This window comes from Vibrio hyugaensis (assembly GCF_002906655.1).
GTDB lineage: Bacteria > Pseudomonadota > Gammaproteobacteria > Enterobacterales > Vibrionaceae > Vibrio > Vibrio hyugaensis.
Genome location: NZ_CP025795.1, coordinates 1,168,323 through 1,194,986, shown reverse-complemented (window position 1 = coordinate 1,194,986; position 26,664 = coordinate 1,168,323). Strand labels below are relative to the sequence as shown.

At 43.4% G+C, this 26,664-nt stretch carries 21 protein-coding genes; 10 read left to right on the top strand and 11 right to left on the bottom strand.

Annotated elements, in window-relative coordinates; genetic code table 11:
- Positions 1-56: 56 nt before the first annotated feature.
- Positions 57-659: a multifunctional acyl-CoA thioesterase I/protease I/lysophospholipase L1 gene (gene tesA, locus C1S74_RS22445; RefSeq protein WP_038877902.1), complete on the bottom strand. Its 603-nt coding sequence runs from the start codon at positions 657-659 to the stop codon at positions 57-59.
- On the opposite strand from tesA, the gene C1S74_RS22440 reads away from it, so the two are divergent.
- The 3 genes from C1S74_RS22440 (at position 658) to C1S74_RS22430 (ending at position 5,594) form a co-directional block, all read left to right on the top strand.
- Positions 658-1,359 carry an ABC transporter ATP-binding protein gene (locus C1S74_RS22440; protein WP_038870743.1) on the top strand — a complete coding sequence of 234 codons (702 nt, stop codon included), beginning with the start codon at positions 658-660 and terminating at the stop codon, positions 1,357-1,359. The two genes, tesA and C1S74_RS22440, sit on opposite strands and share 2 nt — an antisense overlap.
- On the top strand, positions 1,350-3,806 hold the full coding sequence (locus C1S74_RS22435; RefSeq protein ID WP_045401850.1) for an ABC transporter permease: 2,457 nt from the start codon (positions 1,350-1,352) through the stop codon (positions 3,804-3,806). The genes C1S74_RS22440 and C1S74_RS22435 overlap by 10 nt, the downstream gene beginning before the upstream one ends.
- Before the next feature lie 354 nt (positions 3,807-4,160).
- Complete coding sequence (locus C1S74_RS22430; protein WP_045401847.1) at positions 4,161-5,594, top strand: FAD-dependent oxidoreductase; 1,434 nt, start codon at positions 4,161-4,163, stop codon at positions 5,592-5,594.
- A 52-nt stretch (positions 5,595-5,646) separates the two neighbouring features.
- On the opposite strand, the gene C1S74_RS22425 is transcribed toward C1S74_RS22430, so the two are convergent.
- The 3 genes from C1S74_RS22425 to C1S74_RS22415 are packed head-to-tail and all read right to left on the bottom strand — an operon-like array spanning position 5,647 to position 8,017.
- A complete protein-coding gene (locus C1S74_RS22425) occupies positions 5,647-6,582 on the bottom strand; it encodes a 5-oxoprolinase subunit C family protein (protein WP_045401845.1) in 936 nt (311 codons plus the stop codon).
- Positions 6,579-7,262: a 5-oxoprolinase subunit B family protein gene (locus C1S74_RS22420; protein ID WP_045401842.1), complete on the bottom strand. Its 684-nt coding sequence runs from the start codon at positions 7,260-7,262 to the stop codon at positions 6,579-6,581. Before C1S74_RS22420 ends, C1S74_RS22425 begins: the two co-directional genes overlap by 4 nt.
- Entirely contained in the window at positions 7,262-8,017 is a 756-nt protein-coding gene (locus C1S74_RS22415) for a 5-oxoprolinase subunit PxpA (protein ID WP_045401840.1), read from the bottom strand. Before C1S74_RS22415 ends, C1S74_RS22420 begins: the two co-directional genes overlap by 1 nt.
- 291 nt (positions 8,018-8,308) lie before the next feature.
- On the opposite strand from C1S74_RS22415, the gene C1S74_RS22410 reads away from it, so the two are divergent.
- Positions 8,309-10,267 (top strand): diguanylate cyclase domain-containing protein, encoded by a 1,959-nt coding sequence (locus C1S74_RS22410; RefSeq protein WP_045401837.1) that lies wholly within the window; start codon positions 8,309-8,311, stop codon positions 10,265-10,267.
- A gap of 54 nt (positions 10,268-10,321) precedes the next feature.
- A complete protein-coding gene (gene galE, locus C1S74_RS22405) occupies positions 10,322-11,338 on the top strand; it encodes a UDP-glucose 4-epimerase GalE (RefSeq protein WP_038870736.1) in 1,017 nt (338 codons plus the stop codon).
- Positions 11,339-11,812: 474 nt separating this feature from the next.
- On the opposite strand, the gene C1S74_RS22395 is transcribed toward galE, so the two are convergent.
- A complete protein-coding gene (locus tag C1S74_RS22395; RefSeq protein ID WP_045401835.1) occupies positions 11,813-13,984 on the bottom strand; it encodes a TonB-dependent hemoglobin/transferrin/lactoferrin family receptor in 2,172 nt (723 codons plus the stop codon).
- Between the two features lie 235 nt (positions 13,985-14,219).
- On the opposite strand from C1S74_RS22395, the gene C1S74_RS22390 reads away from it, so the two are divergent.
- Positions 14,220-15,107: a LysR substrate-binding domain-containing protein gene (locus C1S74_RS22390; RefSeq protein ID WP_045401832.1), complete on the top strand. Its 888-nt coding sequence runs from the start codon at positions 14,220-14,222 to the stop codon at positions 15,105-15,107.
- Positions 15,108-15,263: 156 nt separating this feature from the next.
- On the opposite strand, the gene C1S74_RS22385 is transcribed toward C1S74_RS22390, so the two are convergent.
- On the bottom strand, positions 15,264-17,897 hold the full coding sequence (locus tag C1S74_RS22385; protein ID WP_045401829.1) for a bifunctional acetate--CoA ligase family protein/GNAT family N-acetyltransferase: 2,634 nt from the start codon (positions 17,895-17,897) through the stop codon (positions 15,264-15,266).
- A 236-nt stretch (positions 17,898-18,133) separates the two neighbouring features.
- Between C1S74_RS22385 and C1S74_RS22380 the strand changes: the two genes are divergently transcribed.
- From C1S74_RS22380 to yciH, 4 genes are all read left to right on the top strand, one after another.
- Positions 18,134-18,703, top strand: a complete 570-nt coding sequence (locus C1S74_RS22380) for an SPOR domain-containing protein (protein ID WP_045401827.1) — start codon at positions 18,134-18,136, stop codon at positions 18,701-18,703.
- A 151-nt stretch (positions 18,704-18,854) separates the two neighbouring features.
- Complete coding sequence (locus C1S74_RS22375) at positions 18,855-19,844, top strand: D-alanine--D-alanine ligase (protein WP_045401824.1); 990 nt, start codon at positions 18,855-18,857, stop codon at positions 19,842-19,844.
- Between the two features lie 128 nt (positions 19,845-19,972).
- Positions 19,973-20,356, top strand: coding sequence for a DUF3319 domain-containing protein (locus C1S74_RS22370; RefSeq protein ID WP_045401822.1), 384 nt, complete (start codon positions 19,973-19,975; stop codon positions 20,354-20,356).
- A gap of 4 nt (positions 20,357-20,360) precedes the next feature.
- Positions 20,361-20,672: a stress response translation initiation inhibitor YciH gene (gene yciH / locus C1S74_RS22365; RefSeq protein WP_045401820.1), complete on the top strand. Its 312-nt coding sequence runs from the start codon at positions 20,361-20,363 to the stop codon at positions 20,670-20,672.
- A gap of 1,531 nt (positions 20,673-22,203) precedes the next feature.
- Here the strand turns inward: yciH and C1S74_RS22360 are convergent.
- From C1S74_RS22360 to vxrA, 5 genes are read right to left on the bottom strand one after another with little or no spacing between them, the layout of a single operon-like run.
- Positions 22,204-22,359 (bottom strand): YoaH family protein, encoded by a 156-nt coding sequence (locus C1S74_RS22360; protein WP_080774323.1) that lies wholly within the window; start codon positions 22,357-22,359, stop codon positions 22,204-22,206.
- A 42-nt stretch (positions 22,360-22,401) separates the two neighbouring features.
- Entirely contained in the window at positions 22,402-23,523 is a 1,122-nt protein-coding gene (locus C1S74_RS22355; RefSeq protein WP_045401817.1) for a conjugal transfer protein TraF, read from the bottom strand.
- A gap of 59 nt (positions 23,524-23,582) precedes the next feature.
- A complete protein-coding gene (locus C1S74_RS22350) occupies positions 23,583-24,464 on the bottom strand; it encodes a DUF2861 family protein (protein ID WP_038870714.1) in 882 nt (293 codons plus the stop codon).
- Positions 24,465-24,473: 9 nt separating this feature from the next.
- Positions 24,474-25,136 carry a response regulator transcription factor VxrB gene (gene vxrB / locus C1S74_RS22345; protein WP_038870712.1) on the bottom strand — a complete coding sequence of 221 codons (663 nt, stop codon included), beginning with the start codon at positions 25,134-25,136 and terminating at the stop codon, positions 24,474-24,476.
- On the bottom strand, positions 25,111-26,532 hold the full coding sequence (gene vxrA, locus C1S74_RS22340) for a sensor histidine kinase VxrA (RefSeq protein WP_161625078.1): 1,422 nt from the start codon (positions 26,530-26,532) through the stop codon (positions 25,111-25,113). Before vxrA ends, vxrB begins: the two co-directional genes overlap by 26 nt.
- Positions 26,533-26,664 lie beyond the last annotated feature (132 nt).

The window sequence follows — 26,664 nt, the reverse complement described above, 5'->3', positions numbered from 1 at the left end:
ATTCAGATAAGAGTAACGTAAAGTTAGGTAAAACTTATTGAGCTAGACCAGTAAAATTAGAGATGTTTAACCAATTCTTCCGCGACAAAGTCGGCAATAAAAGGCTGTGCCTCTGGTTTAGGGTGTAGGCCGTCGGACATCATCCATTCTGGTTTGATGATTACATGCTCTAGGAAGAAAGGCATCAACTCAACTTGTTGATGTTCTGCGAGCTTAGGGTAGATATCGTAGAACATGTCACTGTAGCGTTTACCATAATTAGGCGGTACACGGATTTGCATCATGATCACATTCGCACCAGAATCTTTGATCATGGTAATCATTTTCGATAGGTTCGACGTAATAAGCTTAGGTGGGAAGCCTCGAAGTCCGTCATTAGCGCCTAGCTCGATGAGTACAACGTCAGGAGAGTGTTGCTTCAATAACTGGGGTAAGCGGGCCAAGCCGTTTCCCGTGGTGTCACCAGAGATACTGCCGTTAACAACTTTTACATCTTGGCCATGTTCTAATAACGCGTCTGGGAGTAAGCTAGGCCAACTCTCCTCAATCGGCATTTGATAGCCAGCGCTCAGACTGTCGCCCAATACAAGAAGCTTTTCGCTCGCCATAGCGGTCGCGGAAAGACTAAGAAAGAGAACTAAGGAAAGTATACGAATCATGCAAACACCTGTACTTAAAGCACCTATTGTTCAAGCGAATTTGGTTTCTAAACAAGTTTCTACTAATCAAGAACAATTAACAATCCTTAAAAATGTAAACGTCGACATTAGAAAGGGAGAAAAAATCGCCATCGTGGGTACGTCGGGAGCGGGTAAATCGACGCTGATGACACTGCTTGCAGGCCTAGATACTCCAACATCGGGTGAAATTACATTGTTAGGGCATGAGCTTTCCAAATTGGACGATGAAGCTCGCGCTAAAATCCGAGCAGATTCGTTGGGGTTCGTATTTCAAAGCTTTCTTCTTATCCCAAGTCTCAGCGCGTTACGTAATGTCACTCTTCCTTGTCTCCTACGTGGTGAGGCTGAGAATGATGCAAGAGCGACTGAATTGTTAACCGCGGTTGGTTTGGAAAAGCGACTTGACCACTTACCGAGCCAACTATCAGGGGGTGAGCAACAACGCGTCGCACTTGCAAGAGCGTTTATGACCCAGCCGGAGTTGTTATTTGCTGACGAACCAACTGGTAACCTAGACCATCAAACCGCAGAGAAAGTCATCGAGCTGTTATTCGACCTCAACGAGCAACATGGAACGACCTTGATTCTTGTCACCCACGACAGTCATTTGGCAAGCCGTTGTGACCGTGTTTATCGAATGGAAGCGGGTGAAATGATAGAGGAGGTGGCATGTCCGTAATTTCTTCAAGCGAACAAGGTTCCGACCAAGGGCACGTTAACCCTAAACAATCACCAAATAAGAGTCTTATCCGCTGGAGTTTAGGTGAAATACGTCAAGGTAACTTATGGCCCATCAGTGTGGCATTGGTATTGGTGATCGCTAGCATTTTCGCATTATCGGCACTGGCGGAGCGAATGGAGCAGGTGATTATTAAACAAGGTAAGGATGCGTTAACTGCTGACGCTGTTTTTGTCTCTGCCAATCCGATTCCAGAACCGCTTCTAGCGAGCACACAAGCGCTTGAACGTTCAACTATGACGCGGTTTGCGACCATGGCTTTTAGTGAGAATGGGATGCAGTTGATTACCGTAAGGGCGGTTGATGAAAACTACCCACTTATGGGGGACCTAGTACTGGATAGTAATGAGTCAGGTCATGTAACGCAGAACCAACTGTGGCTTGATGAACGTATTATGGCCCAGCTAGAAGTAAGTAAAGGTGACATTGTCACGATAGGCGATGCTGATTTTACGGTTTCAGGCGCAGTATTAATGGAACCGGGACTGAGTTTTAATCCTTTCCAACAAATGCCTTCCGCCTACATAAGTTCGTCAGACGTGGCCAAAACGGGCGCAATACAAGTTGGTAGTCGAGTACAATACCGATTGTTTCTGAAAGGTGACGACGCGACTCTTACTAAATTGCAAGACAGCACCGAGCTTTCACCCAGTGACCGTTGGCGAACACAAGACACCGCAAGTCGCAGTAATGAAGTATTCGACCGCACGACTCAATACTTATCTCTTACCGTTGCTATTGTCATCATAATGGCGGCAACTACATTAGTATTAACGTGTCAAAGTTACGTGAACAGCCGCACGCAAACCATAGCGATGTTAAAGAGCTTAGGGGCAAGTCGTCGCTGGATTGAAAAATGGCTTTTAATACAAGTTACGATTCTGTTGGTGAGTGCAAGTGTCGTCGGCATCTTGCTTGGCAGTGGGTTAGAGTACCTATTGCGAATCCCACTGAAAGACTTGCTGCCAAATCCATTACCTAGTTACGGCGTCACACCAATACTTGTGTCTGTCGCCTCTGCCATATTGATTACGGTGCCTGCACTTGGGATTCCACTACTTGGCCTTATCAAAACTCCCGCCTTAGAAGTGCTCCAGCAAGGGACAGCAAAACGTTCATGGAAACGTATGTTGTTAGTTTTGGTCCCAGTGGTTCCTCTATTGGTTATTTATGCTAATAACACGTTGGTGTGGATAGTCTTAGCTGGTATTGCGACATTATTTATTGTGTTGGCGGCGGTGAGCGTTGGACTCACCAAATTATTTGCACGGATATCAACACGCCCTGCAATGAAACTGGCTTTAAGTCGTATCAACAGAACGCCGCTTACGAGTGGACTTCAGTTTGGTGCGTTATCGTTATCTCTAATGTTGCTTTCTATTATCTGGTTGGTGCGTAGCGATATTCTTGCTGACTGGGCGAGGACTCTGCCAGCTGACGCCCCGAATGTATTTGCTTTAAATATTGCGGACTATGAGTTAGATAGCTATCTGGAAACGTTAGATAAAAACCAAGTGACACGGTCACAAGCATTCCCAATTATTCGTGGTAGATTGACCGAAATTAATGGCGAGAACGTTAAGGAAATCGAGTATCAAGGCGAGGGGTCTGATGCGATTCGTCGTGAACTCAACCTGACATGGGGCGATGTGTTACCTGAATACAACGAAGTGCTTTCTGGTGAGTGGACGAATAAGGACAGCGTCTCAGTCGAAGCTAAAGTTGCAGAGGACTTAGGGATAGAGCTGGGTGATACACTTCGCTTTGTGATTAACAGCCAGAATTTCGATGCAACGGTTGATAGTATCCGACATGTAGAATGGCGAGATATGAAGCCCAATTTCTACTTCATTTTTTCTTCGGATGTCATGGCTAGCTTACCTGGCTCCTATTTGATCAGTTATCGTATTAGCGAAGATGATGATGCGTTACTAACTTCAATGTCTCGCGCTCATCCAACGGTTTCGGTTCTCGATATTCGTACGATGGGAGACAAGATACAAGAACTCGTACAACAAATCGTCTCTGCTATTACTATTCTTGCTCTATTGGGTGTTGTTGCTGGTTTATTACTGATCTTTACGCTGTTGAGGCTGAGCCTCTCTCAACGACAGCAAGAAATTCGCTTGTATCGTACCTTGGGAACAAGTAAAAAACGGATCAATACCACGTTGTGGGCGGAGTATGGGATCATGGCCGTTGTTGCGAGTGGTGTAGCCGTCATAGCTGCAGAGCTTTGTGTCGCTGCTGTGATGAAATATGGCTTTGATCTGAACCCACAGATCCACCCAGAATTGTGGATAGCTTTGCCTCTGGGTACGTTTGCTGTTCTAGCCTTAGTGGTGATGAGTTTATTGAAAAGATTGTTAACCCCTGTAAACACTTAATGCAACGTGAGTTAGTCACAGCGGAAGCGCTCTATGACAGTTTTATTTTAGTTATCCACAAAAACAGTGGATAACTTTTTGGATAACTGAAGTGGTCGAAAAGTAGGGTGTTTCCGCAGGCTTTACACCATGGGTGTTGGAGCAAAATTATTATGCACATGCCCCTAAAAATTCGCTTTCTCAACAACCTCGTCAAGCATTTTTTTGCGAAATTTTTTGCTCTTAAAAGTAACTTTTGACGTATATCGTTAACAAATGCAAACCCATGAACTTTTTGTGATTTTAATCATGCTCAAAGGCGAGTAGAATCAACATTAAGTAAAGATTTCTCCTTATAAAAATTTCAGTGAAGCAATGAAGTCTGAGTTTCCAAATCGTAAAGATAAACATATCGCAGTAATCGGTGGTGGCGTTGCAGGGGCAACCGCTGCTATTCATTTTGCAGAGCTAGGTTTTCAGGTATCGGTGATCGAGAAAGGTGTTTCGCTCGTTAATGGTCCACCTATCTGTCATTTACATGCTGGTGGGAACCTATATCGGGAAATTTCTGAGCAACAGTGCCTAGATCTTTTAACGCAGTCTATTGATACAATTCGTTTGTATCCTCACTCATTGAATATTCGACCAACCGTCATTGCAGTGCCTCACTCCGATGGTGGAGACCCTACTACGCTCATCCCTCGTTTAGAGACCATCAAAAGCGCCTATCAGTCTCTTGTTAAGCAAGACGCCCGAAATCAAGTTTTGGGAGATCCAGAAGCGTATTACAAGCTCTATTCAAAAGAAGCGTTATTAGCTTTAGCTGACGGTATTCAACCAGAGAACCCTCAAACGATCGATGAGTGGTGTATTCCATTTGCACAACATGCCGATCTAGACACGTTGAAGTACCCAGTAGTCGCAGTACAAGAGTATGGTTGGAGTGTTTTCCGATTAGCTGCTGTTGCCAACATGACGCTGGCACAGCTTCCGAATGTTCAGGTATATACTCAAGCTGAGCTGAAAGATGCGTCATGGAATGGTGATACATGGTCGTTATGTTTCCAACAAGACGGAATAGATAAGCAATTGTATTGCGACTATCTCATCAATGCTTGCGGCTTCGAAACCGGTGAAGTTGATGATTCCATCGGCGTAAAACGAGATCGGCTTGTTGAATTTAAAGCGGCTTATGTGACTCGTTGGGAAGCGTGTGATCAGCAGTGGCCAGAAGTTATCTTCCATGGCCCTCGGGGGACAGACAAGGGTATGGCGCAACTGACGCCTTACGGTAACGGCTACTTTCAATTGCATGGTATGACGAAAGGCATCACATTGTTTGATGATGGTTTGGTCGAAAGTAGCGCTGAGTCTGCGCAACCGGTGTTACCAACACGCTTGCTTTCTAAGATACGCAACGGTTGGCGGCAAGAGGTTCTTGAAGAGCGCACTGACAATGCGATTCAGCACATGGCGCAATTTATCCCAGATTACAATACCGCGATAAAAGGTGGTAAAGCTTTATTTGGTGCTCAGCAGATACCGGGTACTGATCCTGTGCTTCGTGCTGCTGATGTTACGTTTGAAGATAACAATTATGCACGTGTTGAGGTGGTTAAAGCCTCATCGACCTTACTAGCAGCGCAAAAAATGGCGCAATACTGGTTTGATATCGAGCCAAGTAGCCATGTTGAGAGTCAGCATCCTGATGCGGTTAAGTGGACCGCAGAAGAAGTCGAACAGTTTGCTATCAAGCTCACTCAGCAACGTGGTTACCCACAAGCATTAGCTGAGCGCTACGGCATGTAAATTCGACTTCACTGCAAATATCCTCATGGATAATGTTTAACGAAGTTAGGGCTCAGTACCCGAAAAACTGAGCCCACTGACACCAAACATCCTGCAAGCCTTTTCTATCTCCCTTAACAAAACTCACCGCTTGACCTGGCTTTGCTTGTGCTAAACGCGGTAAATCAATTCTCGCAACGCAGCCAAACTTTGGATACCCCCCAATTGTTTGGTGATCATTCAGCAACACGATGGGATTACCATCATTTGGGATTTGAATTGAGCCTAGTGCAATGCCCTCAGATAAAATACCGTCATATGGCGGCATGATCGTTTTGCCTTCCAATCTATAGCCCATACGATTTGAATTCGTTGAAATCGAAAAACGACTGGAATAGAAATCGTTGACAGATTGTTGGGAGAAATCTTCGTGTTGATAGCCTTCGATCACTCTTAGTTTAATCGGTAGGTTGTAATCAGGTTTGAATCGGAACGTCATCTGCTTAGGTTTAGTATTCGGCAGTGGATGAGGGTGACATTCAACGATATCACCAACTTGAAGCGCTTCACCGTTTCCTTGCAAACCTCCGAGCGCCTCACGAACGACCGTTGAACTGCTACCAAGATGCGTACTGACGCTAAAACCACCTTTGACTGCTAGATAAGCGCGCAGTCCATTTTTTGCCATACCAAATCGAAGTGTTTGACCTTTTTTTAAGGTGAAATCAGACCAATTGGCGATAGGCGAACCTTCAACAGAAGCATTTAAATCCCCACCACAAATTGCTAGATGACAATCCGATAATGCTTTAAAGCTCGCGTTACCGAGAGTAACTTCGATGACTGAGCAATTGACAGGGTTATTGAGTAAATGATTAGACCAACTGTATGCGTAATCATCCACTGGTCCGCCTTGAGTGATTCCGATATGAGCTAAGCCAAAGCGTCCAAAATCTTGAATCAGAGAGAGCGCTCCTGGTTTTTCTACATATAATCCTATTCGACTCATAGAATACCTCCTAAGTTGAGGAATTCTTGTTTTGATATTGCACCAAATGTGACCTTGTCACCTACTTCAAAAGGGATAAAGGGAGGGGTATCCACAAAGAGGGAAATAGGGGTTCTGCCGATGATGTTCCAACCTCCAGGGCTATCAGAAGGATACACCGCTGTTTTAGAGTCAGCGATTGCGACACTTCCAGCAGGAACGTGCGTTCTTGGGGTTTGATGTCTTGGTATTTGAATGCGTTCTGCTACGTCAGAAAGGAATGCAAAGCCCGGGGCAAACCCAATTGCTGACACAGTATAAACCACTTGTGTGTGCTGCTCGATAAGCTCTGTCAGCGTTAACCCTTTAAGTTCAAACCGCTTAAGATCAAGAGCGGTTTCTTCAGAATAGTAGACTGGGATAGAAATGTAATTTGGCTGTTTGTTGTCCATGGACTGAACGTCGAAACGAGAGATGAGATGTTGAAGCTCATTTAAAATCGACGCTTCTTGAATTCGAAAGGGCAAATAATCTATCAAGATGGTGCGGTAAGATGGAACCACGTTCATGACGATCATATTTAACTTGTCAACAATCTGATGTGCGAGTTCGCCAATGTGCTCAACTGTAATAGGTTCTTCGAAGCGAATAAGAATACTGCACTCTGATATCGGTGAGATAGAAAACTGCCCTTGATTCATTAATTTCCTCCGGTGTAGAGACTCTGACGTATTTTTTGTATCAACGTGATCGATTCTTCATTGTCTCCATGTACGCAAATGGTATCGGCCTCTAAGAGAATGTATTGGCCTGAAGCCGTTTTTACTCTGCCTGATTCTGCCAGCATTTTAACTTGCTCAAGAATGGCGTGTTCTGTGTTTAATACCGCGTTAGGGTGGGTTCTAGGAGTGAGTAAACCGTCGTCTTGGTAACGTCGATCTGCAAACGCTTCAAAGAGCAAAGGGACATCGAAATCATCAGCAATCTCAAGGTATTTTTCATTCTCTTGTGAAGCAAGGATCATTAAAGGGACTTTGAACAATGCGGCCGCTTTGACTAAGGCCAAGAAAACACCGTCATTTGCCATCATATCGTTGTATAACGCACCATGAGGTTTGATGTAACCAATGTCGGTGTATTGCGCTTTACACAGTGCCTGCAGCGCGCCAACTTGATAAATCACCATGTTGGTAATGTCATCGTTGTTCATAGCCAAACTACGACGGCCAAATCCCTGAATGTCGGGATAGCCAGGGTGAGCTCCAATTTCTACATCGTGCTGGTTGGCTAGGGTAATCGTATCATGCATGACATTTGGGTCGGAGGCGTGGAATCCGCACGCGATGTTCGCCATATCAATATGTGGCATAACCGTTTCATCTGCGCCCATTTTCCACGCTCCAAAGCTTTCGCCCATGTCGCAGTTAAGTGTAAGTTGCTGTTTATTCAATGTCATACGTTTCTATAAATCCGAACTATGCATGTAAAATGCAGGAAAATACGTTTAAGTTCAGTGACTAACTTCATTTTTCAGGTAGAAGACTAGCAGATGATAATCGATAAAGATCGTTTAGTAATTTGAAATGATCCGAAGTTTCAAGAAAATCATGTTTTATCAGTCTAATATCTGAGAATTACAGGTTCATTTCTCATCGATTGTCGTGTTAGTCTTGACTCTTCTTTTTGTGTGATAGCTTGCATAGCAACCATTGTGTCTTTTGGGTTGCCTTTTGCGACAGGAATATATATGTCAATACGAGCAAAGCTAATATGGCCGATACTCGCTTTCATCACGGTCATCTTTGTTACATCTCAGAGTTACACGTCATACATCACGTATCAGTCCGCCAAACATGAGCTCGTTGAGCAGACGAAAGTTCTTATTAATGATGTCTCTCATTCCATTAAAGATGCGCTCGCTACAAAGAACAAACAAAAAGCACAAACCATTTTGGCTGATTTTTTGATGGAGCCAAACGTATCACTCGTCAAGCTGTATGACAAAAACAATCAGCCGTTTGCCGTTTTTGCGCTTGATGGTTTTTCTGCACCGAGCCCCTCAGTCAAAGAGCGCAGCCGATTGCATGAGTTGGGTTATGCCTTGTCGGCCCATTTCCTCTACGTCCTTGAACCTATTATTCATGAAGGACAGGTTATTGGCTCGATTCGCGTAACGCTCTCACAATTACCAATGATGCAAGTCCGAGATGCGCTTCTGCAAGACGGTCTATTATTCTTAGTCATTCTATTCGCCGGTGGAGTGACTTTTTACTTTGGTGTTGAAAGACGGGTACTTCGTCCATTGATTGAAGTGAACAGAGCATTGAAGGATTTCGCCAACGGTCACCACTTAAGTGGACGTATCAATCATCGAGCAAAAGACGAAGTTGGCGATCTTGTCGCTTCGTTTAACGTGATGGTCGAAAAATCACAAAAGCGCGAGAAACAGCGTAAACACACGCTAGAGATACTTGAGCGCCGTAAGTCGTTCTCAGAGGAAGTGATTGACTCTATTCAATATGCGCTCATTGTAACGGATAACTTAGGAAGGGTTATTCATTGTAATAAGATGACTCACCATATTTTTAAAGAAACGTTCAATAGCTTAGAAACGGCAAACATCTGCGACCTGATAAAAACCAAAATGCCTAATGAGTTGAGTCAGATACTGAGTCGCGGATTAGAGTGTGACGATATTCATCTACAAAGTGATTTGAACGAGCAACAATTGAGCCTTACGAGTCGGCGCCTATCTAAACACGGATATTTGTTGTTTGCGATTCAAGATATAACCGCCATCGAAGAGGCGATGAATCGTCAAAAAGTTGCAGGACGTGTGTTTGAGAGCAGTCAGGATGGTTTGGTGGTTCTTAATCACTTAGGCATTATTACGATGGTAAACCCCGCCGTTACGAAACTGACCGGCCTTGAGATGGAACAGTTGATTGGAAAGCCGTTTATCAAATCGATTCGTTGGCGCAAGTTACAAGCGATGATGCCAAGCATTTTAGAGTCGATCGAAAACTACGGCACGTGGCAGGGGGAAGTCATTGAGAAAAACCACAACGGGCAACTCATTCCTTTGTTTGCAAAAGTAAATCGCATTGTGAAAAGTGAAGATAATAATGCGTATGATATGGTGATCATCTTGACTGATCTTTCGAGCGCAAAGGAAATGGAAAGGCTTGAATACCTTGCTCATCATGACGCACTTACCGGCCTTGCTAATCGTTCCAAATTTCATTTGGAGCTGGAAGAATTGGTACAAAGATCAGGCTATTTACGAGATGAATTTGCGGTACTTTATCTCGACTTGGACGGTTTTAAAGCCATCAACGATACTTACGGGCATGATGCCGGGGATGAAGTGCTTAAGCAAGTTGCTGAGCGTATGACGTCCACCACGCGACACAGTGATCTCATTGCGCGATTGTCTGGTGATGAATTTGTGATGTTAGTGAACCCTGCGAATCAAAAAGCAGTGACACGCATCGCTGAGCACTTACTCGAGAGTATTTGTGCGCCGATTGAATACAGAGGCTCATTACTGAAAGTCGGTGTCAGTATCGGTGTTAAGTTGGTCGGTGTGAATGAACGCGATGCCACAAGAATATTGAAAAGCGCTGATACGGCCATGTACCAAGCAAAGAAAGCGGGTAAAGGCCAAGCGATTTTAATGGGTTGCGAATCCCCAGAGACTGTTTAAAAACGGGCTAGAAACCTTTAAACTAGCCCGATTCGCGTCAGAAGGAATGATAAAATGAAAGTACTTGTTACGGGTGGTATGGGCTACATTGGCAGCCACACTTGTATTCAAATGATTGAAGCTGGTATGACGCCAGTTATTCTCGATAACCTTTACAACAGCAAACCGACAGTACTAGAACGTATAAAGAAAGTTTGCGGTGTGACACCTGTATTTATTGAAGCGGATATTCGTGACAAAGCCTCATTAGTCGATGCGATGAAGACGCACAACATTGAAGCAGTCATTCACTTTGCCGGCCTCAAAGCGGTGGGTGAATCCGTAGAGAAACCATTAGAATACTACGACAACAATGTTAACGGTACGCTCGTATTGGTCGATGCCATGCGTGACGCTGGTGTGAAATCTATCGTGTTTAGTTCATCTGCAACGGTATATGGCGATCCTGCAACAGTGCCAATTACAGAAGATTTCCCAACAAGTGCAACTAACCCTTATGGTCGCAGTAAGCTAATGGTCGAGGAATGTCTAACTGACTTCCAAAAAGCGAACCCTGACTGGAGTATCACGTTGCTGCGTTACTTCAACCCAGTAGGATCGCACCCAACAGGTGAGCTTGGTGAAGATCCACAAGGTATTCCAAATAACTTGATGCCTTTCGTCTCTCAAGTTGCTGTAGGTCGTCGTGAATTTTTGTCTGTATTTGGTAGCGATTACCCAACAAAAGATGGTACGGGTGTTCGTGACTACATCCATGTTATGGACTTGTCTGACGGTCACGTTGCGGCATTAGACAAAGTAGGTAACAAAGCAGGCCTTCATATCTACAACTTAGGTACAGGTAATGGTTATAGCGTACTGGAAATGGTGAAAGCGTTTGAAGCTGCTTCTGGTAAACCGGTTCCATTTAAGCTGGTGGATCGTCGTCCTGGTGATATTGCTGAGTGTTGGGCTGACCCTTCGAAAGCAGCGAATGAGCTGGGTTGGAAGGCAGGGCGAACACTTGAAGAAATGACAGGTGATACGTGGCGTTGGCAGTCAAATAACCCACAAGGTTACCCAGACGCCTAAAAGTGATCATTTTACAAAATAGTAACAAAAAGGTGCGTTATCGCACCTTTTTTGATCTAAATCGGAAAAAATCGTAAATTTGTGGTTAAAAGGTAGCACGTAATTATAGAAGTGCTAAACTATGCCCGACTCTTAATTTAGGTCGTAAATTTTCTTTAAACTATTCGGGGTAGTTCATGGAACTTGGTTTAATCATCGCATTCATCGTTGCAGCAGCAGTTATGGTGAAGAAAGAGATGGCAAAACAATAATCTTTCATTTTTCATTCTTTTCTTAACATTTTAGAAATGAAAGTACTGGTAAAAAGTCAGCATAATGCTGGCTTTTTTGTTTTTGTAGTGCGGAAGAAATGTTTTACTTAGAAAAGTCTAAAGCATCAGAAATGCGTTAAACCTCCAGTCTTTAAGAGTTTACATAGAATAAAAAAGCGCCTGACATTGTCAGGCGCTTTTCATTATATCGCTAAAAAGTAAATTAGAATTGGTAGTCTACAGATACACCCCAGTTACGGCCAGGTTGGCTGTAAAAATCGGTGTTGTCGGTGTTATCAAGGCTGCGAACGTCCTGGTATGTCCAATATTTCTTGTCGAACGCATTGAACAAACCAGCCGATACTGTCAGGTCTTTAACTGGCATGTAGTAAGCGGTAATGTCCATTACACCGTAACCTGATGAATCGATTTGGTCTTCATCAGACCAGTCGTCTTTCTTCGCCGCAAGTTTTAGTGAGGCTAGGGCACCAAAGTTGTGCTCAACATTGTCGTAGCCTAAGCCAATGACTGATGAAAGCGGTGCTACAGAATCAAGAGGTTTACCTGTCGACTTGTCTTCGCTGTCTAGGTAAGTCACAGACAGTTTAGTGTACATACCTTTAGGTGCTGAGAAGCTTTCATCTAGCAGTAGAGTTGAACTAAATTCCACACCAGAAATATCCACCTCGTCACGGTTTACGATAGTGATACGATCTTTGTTTGGATCGATGCTTGGCAGGTCTTCAGCGTCAATAAAGTCTTTGTATTGCGTGATAAAACCGGTCAATTCAAACTGAGCAAAGTCGTTTTGACCTCGGAAACCGATCTCGTATGAAAGGCTCTTTTCCGCTTCTAGATCTGGGTTTGGAACGAATTCAGCACCCGTGTCGTATTCGTAGTAAAGCTGCTCGACAGTTGGCGCTTTAAAGCCTTGGCTGATTTGCGCAAATGTACTTAGCTTATCGTTAATGTGATATACCGCACCAAGTTTACCCGTCCAAGCATCGTTGCTGTTTTTCTTACGTTCAGTTGTGAAGCCTTCATCTGAAGAAGGGTCAGCTTCAAATGAGTCATAACGAATACCAGCGTTAAGAACAAGCGTATCTTCTAGTAAGAATGCGTTGTTTTGAAGGAAAACGCCCCATTCAGTTACTGTTGCGTCTGGGATAGTGGTTGAACCAGGTTTTGTTGTGCCATTGTCATGGAAGATATCAACGTTAGTCAGCTGAAAATCAGTGTGTACAGAGTTCAAACCGTAGGTTAGCTCATGAATAGCATTGTCCGTGGTAATCACTTTATCGAACTGTGCATCAAACTGGAGCGATTTATCTTCAGCTTGGCGCAGGCGAGTTCGGTCACCTTCGTAACCAATGTAGCCTAAATGATCAGTCACGTTAGAGAAGTTAGAGTTTTCGCTTTCTGTAACCTGATAGTTCAAGTCTAGCTTCATTCCGTCGAAGGCTGGGTTAGCTTTCGTTAACTCGTAGTTAATGCCGTAGCGCGTACGTGTCGTCTCATCACTGCTTTTTGCATCAGCATAAGTGACACCAGGCATAGGGCCAAAGTTTAGTGTGTAGTTACCACTGCGATTGTTTTCATCGTACTGGTAATTGTAACGCTCAAAGACGACACCAATTTTGTTCGTATCATTTAGTGTGTAGTAGGCTTTAGCAAGAATGTTGTTTAGGTCTTTGTCTGCAGGGTTTTCTAATCCGCGATCACTACCATCAATATCAGAACCGTCACCGTAAGTTTGTCGCTCGCTCCCGGTAGCGTATGTACCCATTAATAGCGTTTCAAGGTTACCTTGGCGCATTGCCCAAGTTAATGTGTTCTTGAGTTGCTCATCAACAGAGTAGTAGCTTGATTTAATACCAAAACGGTTTTCATCACCGTCTGTTTTCAAAACGTCTGATGGATCTTTCGTTTTTAGAACAACCACGCCACCCATTGCATCTGAACCATAAAGAGTTGAAGATGGGCCTTTGTTGATCTCGATACTTGTGAGTGTATCAAGCTCAATCGCGTTTGGATAAATAGCTTGTACAGCGCCACCACCTGGGTTGAATGGAGTGGTTTGCTGAACACCATCAACAACGATTTTAACTCGGTCGCCTTCCATGCCTCGAATGTTGAAGCCAGAGATGCCAAAGCGACCTGAAGTGGTAGCTTCAACGCCCGGAGTGTATTGAACTGCATCATACAGATCTTTAGAAAGAGAGCGCTCGATATCTTGAGAAGATACCGATTCAACAGAAGCTGAAACATCATTGATGTTTTGCTCTGTACGGGTAGCGGATACAACCACTTCATTAAATGTTGAAGTATCTTCAGCGTAAGCACCTTGAGAAAGGGCAACTAGAATAGAGGCTGACAAAATTGATTTTTTATACATTGGCTTCAATACCTTAAATCCATAATAGGCAATAACAACGTGCGGTATCTTAGTTTATCTAAATGGTAATTACTATCATTACCATTGCTATTTAATGTTGTTTTTGTCAAAAGTAATTTGTGCTACGCTAAAGGTAGTCTTTAATTATCAATCTGTTATATTGTTTAAAGTCATTTTTTAACATGGTATTTCAAATGCCACTACTGTGATTAAAATCACATAAAAGGAAGTTCATGTGCAAAGCCCAATCACTTTAGAAGCACTTCATATCCTCGATGCGATTGATAGAAGGGGGAGTTTTGCTGCCGCTGCGAACGAGCTGGAACGTGCTCCTTCTTCCCTCAGTTACCAGATCCAAAAGCTTGAACAAGACCTTGATATCATCATCTTCGATCGTTCAGGGCATAAAGCACATTTCACAGAAGCCGGGAAACTGATCCTTGAAAGTGGTAGAGCAATTCTTCAAGCAAGTGAAAAGTTAGTAAATGATGCGACCTTGCTGGCTAACGGGTGGGAGTTGGACATTACTGTCGCTTTTGATGGCATCATTCCCATTTCCAATTTTTTCCCGATGGTGGATGCTTTGGCCAATGTGAGTAGTACGAGAGTGCGCTTGCAAGAAGAGATACTTGCGGGTAGTTGGGAATCATTAAATACAGGCAGAGCTGATCTATTAGTGTGCCCAGCACTTGATACACTTCCTCATAATGTGAAAGCGGAAAAGATCGGTAAAATGAGCATGGTTTGGGTTGCCGCGGCTGATCATTACGTACATAAGCGCAATGGCGATTTCGATGATGCGGCGAGAGAAAAGTACCGAGTGATAGCGATCGCCGATACGGCAAGAGAGCAACCAGCGCTGTCTATCAATGTTATGCAAAAGCAGCCAAGACTGACAGTGACCAACTTTCCTGCAAAAGTAGAAGCATTGGCTTCTGGACTGGGTATAGGGACGCTTCCAAGTCAAGTCGCACAGAGTATGATTGAGAGTGGGCTACTAAAACGTATCGAAGGTACTGAAGAGCAGCCCATCGAGATAATCCTTGCTTGGCGCAGAAACGCCATGGGAGAAGCGAAGTCATGGTGCGTTCAGTATTTGAAGAAAAACTGGAAATTAAAGTGACCTTGTCACGCTTGTGGCTAATAAAGCAGACGCTTAGAAATCAATAGGGACGCGCACAACGTCCCTTGTTTTTTCTGTCGGATTCGAGGGTTGCTGTGCACATACTCTATCCGCTGTGACAATTTTGAGCTCTTAAACTACATCTGCATAGCACGGCTAATTTAACGGCAAAACCATATCTGCAGTGCCATCAGCAAACTGAACATCGAGTTCGAAGCCTAAACTTTGTGCTAGAGAAAGCATCCCTCGGTTAGTCGGCATTGTCATTCCAGACATCTGTTTGGTCCCTTTTACTTGGCAATAACTAATGATTTTCTGCATCAGAACTTTACCGAGCCCTTTACCTTTCAAGTCAGACCGAACCAATATTGCAAACTCAGCATCGCTATTGTCAGGTGTAATCAACGCTCTTGCTACACCGATGATAGAAGGCCCATCTTCATCAAAAGCAACAGCAACAAACGCCATTTCACGGTCGTAATCAATCTGAGTTAGATTCGCAAGCGTTTCATGATTAAACTCGCCAACGTCCGAGAAGAAGCGATTGTACAAGTCTTCCTTTGACACACTATTAATAAACTGAGCATGGATGGGTTCATCTTCCGGCAAGATTGGGCGAAGTAAGATTGGTTGCCCATCTCTTAACGTGACGGTTTCCACAAACTCAGCAGGGAAAGGGCGGATAGCCAAACGTTCTTGAGCATCCCCTTGGTACTTCCTGAGCGTTAAGTCGGCATCAATGATGGTAAAATCACTACCTGATGCAAGTACTGGATGAATATCCAGCCTTTCTATTTCAGGTAGCTCAACCGCCATTTGTGAGATTCGAACTAGGAATTTAGACAACTCGGTAATGTCGATGGCATCTTTGTGTTTTTGTAATCGTATTTTGCCAGATTTGAGTGCTATCACGATTAAGTAACGCGCCAAATTCATATTTAGAGGAGGCAAAGCGGCAACAGCATCTTGGGTGATGTTCCAATCTGAACCGCCTTGACCAAGCAGAATTACGGGCCCAAATACGCTATCTACTACAATACTTACCCGCAGTTCTTCCGCACTACCAAGCTTAGCCATGCCTTGTACGAGAAGACCCTGAAGGTTTGCAGATGGATAACTCAGTTTCGCTGTATCAAGGATTGCTTGTGCTGCACTTGATACTTCTTGGCTGTTCCTTAGGTTCAACGCAACGCCATGAACATCAGATTTATGAGGAATGTCGGGAGAACGCAGTTTTACTGCTACTGGATACCCAATATTTTCTGCCATATGAAGCGCTTCTGTTACATCAGAGGCAATCCAAGTCGGTAGCATCTTAAAACCAAACTGTTCGAATAATGGACTTGTCTGGTGCGTATCGAGTACTACTGATGTTTTATCCAGTAGTTGGTCATTTACCCAATCATGGGCAAGGTTGACGCTGCCTGAGTGCAGTGGTTCTGCCGTCGTTGGTGTTTCCATCAGCTGTTTTTGGTTGCGTCTGTACTCGACTAAGTGCATGTATGCGACGACCGCACTCTCAGGTGTACGGTAGGTGGGAATACCGGCTTGGGTAAACGTCAAACGTGCTTCTCTAGAGGTTTGTTCGCCAGACCAATTTGTCAGGATATTGAAATGCTTGTGCCTTGGGTGTGCTTGAATCGCTTCAATAACGGCATTCGCGGTATCCAATGAATCTGATACCGCTGAAGGGCTGTGCATGATCAAGATTGCATCAGTACAATCATTATTCATGATGGCATTGATTGTATCTACATAACGCTTTTTCGTCGCGTCTCCAGCTAAGTCGATAGGGTTGATTCCTCGCCAATTGCTGGGCAAAGCGGCTTGTAATTGGTTGATTGACTCTTCATCAAGAGAGGCGAGTTTTCCCCCTAGTTCTAGTAACGTGTCAACGGCCATCACTGCGGGCCCGCCACCATTCGTCACAATGGCGAGGCGCTCTCCGCGAAGTGGCACCGAATGAGTGAGCGTCTCTACAGCTGCAAACAATTCATGCGTATTGCCAACGCGCAACATACCAGTTCTACGTATCGCAGAATCATAAATGATATCTAACGCATCGATGCTTTCTTCATCTAAAGAGCGAGCTTGTTTAGAGCGGCCAGCTTTTAAAACCAAAATTCTTCGGTTACGTGAGGCAGCACGAGCAGCGGACATGAAACGTCGAGCATCTTTAATTGAATCAACGTAGAGCAAGATGGCCTCGGTTTTCCCATCCATACTTAAATAGTCGAGAAGTTCCGCAAAATCGATGTCTTGACCTTGTCCAATAGAAATGAAAGAAGAAAAACCGATGTTCTTGTCGTTGGCCCAATCAAGAACGGTTGTACATACTGCTGCCGACTGTGAAATAAAAGCTATCTTTCCTGGTCGGGCAGCAACGGGAGAAAAAGAGCAATTGAAGTTATGCCAAGGCAGAATAATGCCAAGGCTATTTGGACCTAAAACACGAATATTCAGCTCTGAAATATCGATGCTTTCAGCGTCGTCAGAAATAACAATAGCGAATGCAGTACCACGAGCATCAAGATCTTTTAAAAGCTGTTTATTACGAGAAACGTTTGTACAGAGGATCGCGATATCAGGTGTATAGGGTAGGGAAGCTACGTTCGGATAAGCAATGACACCAGATACCGACTTGTATTTTGGTGTGACTGGCATTATGGCACCGCCAAAACCACTTTGGAGTAAATTACGCATCACAATTTGCCCAGCTCGCAGCTCTTTTTGTGATGCGCCGACCACTGCAACAGAATTCGGTTTGAAGAGTTTTTGTAGTTTGTTCATTGTTACTCCTTGGCCATAGACGTCGAAAGCGAGTGGTTAGTCCTTATACAATCATAAACGAATAACTTTCTGTTTAAATATGAATAAGCCAGACATTGGTGCAAATCTAAACCATGCTTGTAGAGTTTGTGTCACTCATCACATCAAATTCAAAGATTATTGTGTTTGGTGCTTGATAAAATAGCCTGCTATCGGCATGATTTATCGTAATATTTGTTCAGAGCGTTTGTTACTTCATGAAAAAAATCGCAATCATCGGCTTGTCAGTACTACTTTCTGCTTGTGCCTCGGAAACTTACATCACTGACGTGACATCAGAAAGTTACCAAGAAGACTACCAATCTCAGGCTGTCTCTAAGCCAATTATGTCTTCTGAAAACGCAGTGGTAGAAAAAGACGTAGAGCCTACCGTTGTCAAAATGACTGCGAAGCCAGAAGAGAAGAAGGTGGTTAAATTAACCCCTAAAGATCAAGCGAAGCCAGTTAAGATCATCCCACCAAGTAAAAAGCAAGCGAGCATTCAACGCTTTGGTTACACCATCCAAGTTGTTGCCGTCGGCAGCCAAGCGAAAGTAGACCAATTCGCGAGCAAGCTTCCACAAAACAGCCAACCTATTTGGGAAAACTACAAAGTAGTCAATGGCACTAAGTGGTTCTCGGTGCTTTACGGCGATTACGCAACTAGCGCTGAAGCACAACAAGCAATATCGACGCTTCCTGGGTATTTTCAGCAGTTGAAGCCATTTGTTAAGAGTATCGATGCCATTAAAAACTCGGCATACCCAACACTTAATAAACTCAACTAATAACACAAAAAGAAGGGAGCAAATTGCTCCCTTCTTTCTTTGGTTAAATCCTATTCGAACAGCATTCTTCACAGTAAAATTACTGTACGTTGCTAACCAAAAGTTTATCATACTGAATAGTATCTTTTTAAAATCACGGAAAGATTGATTCATGATTAAAAATATTCTTCTTCTATGCGGTGGTTGTTCATCGGAACACGAGATCTCATTATTGTCTGCAAACTTCGTCGAGCAGCAATTAAATTTGATTGAAAACGTTAAAGTAACGCGCGTAGAAATCAAAAATGAAGGTTGGGTAACAAACCAAAATGAGTTGGTTTACCTAGACTTGAACACAAAACAACTTTGTTCAGATACCTCGAGTTTAGCCGTCGATTTTATCGTTCCTTGTATTCATGGTTTCCCTGGTGAAACTGGCGATATTCAGTCCATGTTTGAAATCGCTGGCATTCCATACCTTGGTTGCGGTCCTGAGGCGAGCAGCAACAGCTTCAATAAGATCACATCTAAGCTTTGGTACGATGCAATTGGTATCCCAAACACTCCATACTTATTTCTGACTCGTAATGATGAATACGCCCACGAGCAAGCGCAACAAGCATTTGATAAATGGGGAAAAGTGTTTGTCAAAGCCGCTCGTCAAGGTTCTTCTGTTGGGTGTTACAGCGTCACCGAAAAGTCAGAATTGCGACAAGCAGTCAACGATGCCTTCGGTTTTTCTGAGCAGGTGTTGATTGAAAAGTCAGTGAAACCACGTGAGCTTGAAGTCGCAGCTTATGAGATGGATGGCCAACTGCACATTACCAAACCCGGTGAGGTAATCGCGCCTGATGGTGCCTTCTATTCTTACGATGAGAAGTACAGCAGTGCGAGTCATTCGCTGACAGAAGTTGAAGCAAAGAACTTAACAGAAGAGCAGGTGGATGCGATTCTTGAAGCTTCACAGACAATCTTTAAGCAAATGAATCTTCGTCATTTATCGCGTATCGATTTCTTCTTAACAGAAGACAACGAAATCTATTTGAATGAGGTAAATACTTTCCCAGGTATGACGCCGATTTCGATGTTCCCTAAAATGCTGCAAAATAATGGCCATCAGTTCCACGAGTTTTTAGCTGATTGTATTAATACTGCAAGCTAACTAACGTTACCGTCATTCGTTTTGTGGTAGAAATAAGAATAACCGAACTTTTGTAAGGCATTAGTGTTTGAATATTGTTCGGTTATAATTATGATTGTATCAAAGCATTAGATAGATGGCTCAGTGGTATGGCAATTTCAAATTATAGAGGTTTTAACCTGCAATCAGGCGGATCTGATGGTAGCGTTTGGAGGGTTAAAATCAAAAACCACGTTTTACAAGGCAGTTTAACGGCGGTAAAAAAGAGCATTGATTGGTGGTGTGATACCGCGTCTATTATCGATCCCAAAGAGTTTTCTTCTTTAGGTCAACGAACGCAAAGCACCGGCAACCCTCAATCTGAAGTATTTAATGGCTACACGATAAAGAACGATACAGGAGAGCCAAATGCTTGGTACTGTATGTTCAATGGCAAGTTGATTAAAGGTGCGAAAGCAGCAATTCAACGTCATATCGAAGCGTATTTAGTTGCAAAGCAAAAAGCGATGCAAGCACAACAGCAAAAGAAATAAGAGTATGTCTCTCGTATATTCAACAGAAACTGGTCGAATCAAACCTGAAGAAGAAAAAGTCGAACGTCCTAAAGGCGACGGTGTTGTTCGTATTCAACGACAAACTAAAGGTCGTAAAGGAAAAGGCGTTTGTATCGTATCAGGTTTAGATTTAGATGACGCGCCACTAAAGCTGCTAGCAGCAGAGCTGAAAAAAGTATGTGGCTGTGGCGGCTCAGTTAAAGATGGCAACATCGAAATACAAGGTGATGCACGTGACAAGATCAAAGCACACCTTGAAAAGAAAGGCATGACAGTTAAATTAGCCGGCGGTTAATTTAAACTAAGCAAAAGATTTTAAAGAGCGTCTCACACAGACGCTCTTTTTGTATCTGTAATTGGTGTACGAGAACGAGCTAATAGCAGAGCGAGCAATCGTAGATTGATAGATCCATATTAGCTATTTTATGGTAAATCATGGTTATGTTTAATGGCACTCACAGGAAGCGTTGTATTTTGAAATCTGAGAGGGATAGGAGACCAAACTAGAGAAGATTTGGCGTACACGGACACTTAATTTAACATAATATACATAATGCGCACTTAAAGTGTAAACCCAAAGCGATAATGTCCTAATATTTCCAAGTGAATCTGTCTTATGACCGCTTCTAGGTTTAAGGAAGATTGATTGCGACGAAAGCACCAAGATGCGATTGGGATTGGAAAAAACTATCGGCATTTGTTCTTTTACTTTAAACATTTAGAGTGTTTGGTGTGGAATCTTTTGTTCATGGTAAGCAACCGTATAAGTGATGACACCAAACTTAATACGCTCAAACTTATCTCAGAATGATTACTCTTCTAAAAAAGCCGAACCCCATCGCCAAGGGTTCGGCTTTTTAGTTGGCTTCTCACTGATCATGGAAACGTATGTAGTAACATTTTCGAAGCCGTCTAGGTCAATAGACATGCCCAAGGTATCGGTTCAGCGAGCGTTGTGTAAATCATCATTAGTGCAGGTCTGAACTAGATCGAAAGGTTTAAGCGCTTATTAGATTCTACTTACATATTGTTTAGACACACTATACATAACTCGTCGCTCCTGCCGCCTTTATCTGGCGCTCAACATTAACGAACTGAGTATCTATGATGCAGAAAAAGGCTTAAGAATTAACTGCAAACTTTACCCATATCTTCGTCATCAATAGTTCACCCCACCATCTCACTTTTAACCTTATAACGTTACAGTGTAATACGTAAGTAAAATTGCGTTTATATATCAATGTAGGCCAGTGATCATTTTTTGAAAAAAGTTGCGCTCATTCCATCTAAATCTCACGTTGAAAAACACCGTTTACTCATTCTCTTTTTCTGTTTTAAGTACGGTTTCAGATTCGGTTCGGTTTTAGTCCGCAAGTACTTACTGTTTTCATAAGTACCATTTTATATGTCTTAATTTTCCGCCAATCAAAGTGACGGTGTCTCTTTTATGTTTTTGCAGAATATTTCACTATCGGATATGGTCATTGAATTCGTTGCTGTAATTAAATTACAAAACGAGATAGGAGAGGCGTGGTGATTGAATGATTATTATACGATAAGTCGTTGTATTTAAAGGGTTTTATTTGAGTTTTTGTACTTTGGTAGTGATTTTGCCTGCATTTTAAAAGTGACAGTTAACTGTCGTTAGTAAAATTTTACCAACTTATTATGGCAGGTATTTCTACTCCACCTTTGACCTATTGGGTGACGTGGTAACGTTGAATTTGTTTAAGGTAGTGTGGTGAGAGGACGGTGAGCTGTTTGTTTTGGCGATATATGTGAGGGGCGTAAAAAAGCAGGGTCTGTGCCCTGCTCTTCGTAATTTCTTAGTCTTGTTTCTTCGCGGCGTATTCTGCTCGAATTTGCTGGGCTACGATCTTAATCGCTTCTGCGGTACTGGTACCCTTCTGCATTAGTTCTTGAATACGTTCTACAGCTTGTTGCTGCTCTTGATGAGACAGAGGTGGTAAATCGTCAAACATAAAAAAGCTCCTCAATATGAGGAGCTGACTATAACGGGTCGCTTAGTAGGTCGCAAGGAAATTAATCGAAGCACCCATTGCGTTTTCATTGGTGTATTGCGCTGCAATATCAAGTTCGATTAAGTTCAACGGCGACAAACCAATACCCGCCGTGATCGTTCCCTCATCATCTGAACGTGCAAGGTTTTTCATGTATCCCCCACGCAGTGCTAGCTGGCGAAGTACGTCAATTTCAAAACCGGCTCGAACCATTTGTGTGTTGTCATCAAATGTTGAGAACTTTTTCTCTTCATTCAAATCGTAGTCAACGCTGAAGCTGAAGTAATCTGCGACATATCCGGCACCTACGGTGTAGACCGGTCGCATGCTGTATTCGTAGGATTGAATGGTATCGCCGTTGTAGGTGAAAGATTTCGTTTTCACGTCGCGACCGATTAAGTTTTTCGCTGAAATACCTAAGCGGTAAGGACCATAGAACCACAATGCACCCGCATCAAGGTTAAACATGGTTTCTGCGGTTTCATTTTCACGCAAATCTTTGGTGTCGAACGCAGCAAAGCTTGTTGCGTAAGAGTAAGTGTATATGCGCTGTAGTTTTGGTGTAATACCAAATGACAAATGTTGATTCATGAAGTTGGTGTATTTAGCGAGGGAGATCCCCGCCTCTGCCACACCAATAGAGACGCCGCGCACGTAGCTATCATTTAACGGGTCACCACTTGCCGTGTCGATAGTTGGTTCAACGAAAGACTCGGTATAAAGTTTTCCGTAAGCCGTTGCAGATAAGAATTTATTTGGAATACCAACGGCGACGACACCACCAAGGTCAAAATCCATCTTTTGTCCGTTAATCGCGTCTAAGGAGTTTACGATTTCCGTTGGATCGGTCAGCTTACCGATGCGTTCGATTTCGTCGATTAAACCGTCTTGGTCGTTATAGTTAACGCCAAAACTTGGCACGATCATACCTGCATCATCATTACGGCGGTAGATTGCCGTTAATGCCGGGTTAAAGAATGGTGCAGTTAGGTAAGAGGCTGATACGGTGCCGACTCCACCCATTGCGTCACTACGAGCTTCGATTGCGTAAGTGCCAGCAAAAGCAGCGCTAGAGCATAACGCTGCTGTGATGGTCGTGGTTAAAATTTTGAATTGTGTCTTCATACTACACTTGTGATTTCGTTCGTCCTGAACTTATATCGGCACAAGTGTAATTTCTTTAGCTATTCTTCGAGAGAAACATCATAAGTTCGGCTAATAGTTTGAGCCTGCTCAACAATAATGTCACCTTGCCAACGTCGACTGTTAATGCTCACAGCTAACACATATCGGTCATTAGGGATTCCATCTAATTCTAGAGAATTTGGGTAATTAGATTCGTATGTCTTTTTCCATACTTGGTCATATTGGCCTTCGACATAGTCATAAAGGCCGACTTCTAGCTGTGGTAGCGGACAATGTGGGTTCCGTAACGCGCTCTTCTCTACCTTCCAGTTCTCTTTTGAAGTCCAACGAACATATTGTGTCGAGTTTGAATCGCCTAAAATCACCCATGTACGGTAAGTACGTTTGTCTTTTGTCGTAACCGATAAGTGATATAAGCCCGCATCCAACTTGCCGGTTAGATTGTAGCGTTTTAAAAAGCTGCGTTCATTTGCCAGTTCTGCGCCTTCCGGTTGCTCTTCAAAATTGAATGAGCTGTCTGCAGAGATCGTACTGTCAACCCAACGGCGGAAAGAGATGTCTTCAATATCCGTTGTTGCACGCAGTTTAACGACAAGTCGATAAGTATCTCTGCCTGGGCTTTGAATGGTTTGTCGAATAACGTTAATGCCGCTTATCCAATCAGGAAGCGTGACACCAGTTAATGATTTGCCGCAGTCTCTAGAAAGTGATTGTGCTAATAAATCATTGAGGTGTGGTGTGAGTTCTTTGTTTGGTTCACTTTGCCATAGTTCGACAAGGGAATTGAACATGCCACCAAGGTCATCTTCGAGCAGATGCTGGTGAGCTTGTGTCAGTGGTGTATTAGTTTGAAACCAGTCCGTAGCTTGGACTGGTTTCACTAATAGCAATGAGAGAACTACAGGAAGTAGTGTTTTCATTCTTTGCCGTTACGCTTTCATCTTGTAACCAACGCCACGTAGCGTTTCGATTTCTAGACCCGGTAGCTTTTGACGTAACTGAAGTACGTGAGTATCTACAGTACGCGTTGTTGGGAAATGGTTGTAACCCCAAACGTGATCTAATAATTCATCACGTGTAAATACGCGACCTAAATTAGATGCCAAGAACAGCAGTAGATCGAACTCGGTACGAGTCAGTGTGATCATTTCACCTTGGAATACGACTTCGCGAGTTGCGCGGTCGATCTCAAGGTCTTTGGTCATCACTTTGTCTGCATTACCCTGTTCCGCTGAATCTGGTGCGCGAAGTTGTGCTCGGATACGCGCAAACAGTTCCGCTTCTGCAAATGGTTTTGTTAAGTAATCGTTTGCACCAGAATCTAGACCCGCAACTTTATCTTTTACAGTAACCAGTGCAGTAAGAAGGATTACAGGGATATCTTTAATTTTTTTCCATTCAGGAAGAGATTGTACTGAGTCGCCGTCTGGTAGTTGGCGGTCCAGAATGACTAAGTCAGCCTTTTTCCATTGTGGCTCAACGTCTGAAATACGCTCCACATGTAAACACTCATATCCTGCTTGTTCCAGGCTTACTAACAGGCCGTCAGCCAAGTTTTTATCGTCCTCAACGAGAAGCAGTGTCTGTTTCACAAGGTATCTCCAATATAAAGGTTGTAGGTGGTCCCATTAGGGACATTTTTCCGCCCATGCGGCCTACCATTGATTCAACTATTGTTAATCCAAGCCCTAGTCCGCTCTTACTTACGAACGGCTTTCTTAGGTTTGCCCAATCTTTTGCAGTTAAACTGCCGGCATCTATGACTTGGATAATGATTTTATCCGCACTGGTTTCTACACATAGTTCGACCGGTGCTTTACCGTACTTCAATGCGTTTCGTAGCAAGTTATCGATACAGGTTCCGAGCCAATACACGTTAACTTTAGCAGCTACATCTTCGTTTATTTTGAAAAGTACAGCGTTATCAAATTCTTCTTCAATCTTATATTCTAGCCATTCTGCAACAGAAGGAACCCAGTCTGTTGCAAGCATTTGGTTATCAGATTGCAAATAATCTTTACTTGCCTCTGCTAACTGGCGTAATCGGCGCGTATCTTCGCATAATCGACGAAATTCGTCGTAAACGGTTTCTGGAAGATGTTCGAACTCACGACGGAAACCTTCAACGGTTAAAGACAAAGACGCAATCGGCGTTCTTAGTTCGTGAGTAAGAATTTGCAGCACCAACATGCGACTGCGCATTTCTTCTCGTTTGCTGTTCCAGCGGTACACTGCCCAGCCGATTACCAATAAGATGTTGGCAATCACAAGAATGATCATGCTGATCCGCAACACTTGCGAATGATCTTCTACATCCCAACAAATGTTACCGCGTTTCACAAAGCAGCTTCGGCTTTCTGATGCGAGTCCGTAAGACAGACCAGCATTCGCAACGTTTTCTTGCCAAACATTTTTAGAGAAAACGAAGTAGTGATCACCGCGGCGTAGCCAAAGCTCCTTCCCTTCAATGAACATGCTCGCACCAGCGATGAGTGCGTTTATTGCATCATCATCCATGCTTTGCAAGCTTTCTAGCAGTTCGTCGCCATCGTCGTTAGTGCGCTCTTTAATGTGCATGTACTGTGCAAGCTTAGGGCGCAGTTCTGGATATTTCTCAGCGTAACGAGCTGCGTAAGTGCCGCCTCCTGGGTGAATCAACCCACTACGAGAAAACCAACGTGGTGTGAGTTGCGTTCCTTTACATAAGGCACGAGTAAACACCAAAGGTTCCGTAATTAAAGGACTTAACGGCAGTTTTCCGCGACATGTGTTCGCCAGGCGATACAGCTGTTGAATGTCTTTTAGCGGATAATCGGCCGTTTGTGGCAACATTGAGTCCGGTGAAAGCAATTTGGTTGGGTAGTTTGATTGCAGTATGCGTATGTCATACGATTTAAGGGCCACTTCATAATTAAATAGCTCTGTAAACGTATCTATTCGTTCTGGTAATGAATCTGCAAATGCGCTTGCCGAGAAAAGTGGCAGCATTAAGGCAGAACGGAGCAAAAACTGTTTAATCAAACTGTTACCGGTACTTGTTACATTAGCCAGAACTATACATCAATCTAAAAACAAATGACATTAGGCAGCTTAAGGATTTGCAGTACTATAACATTGAAA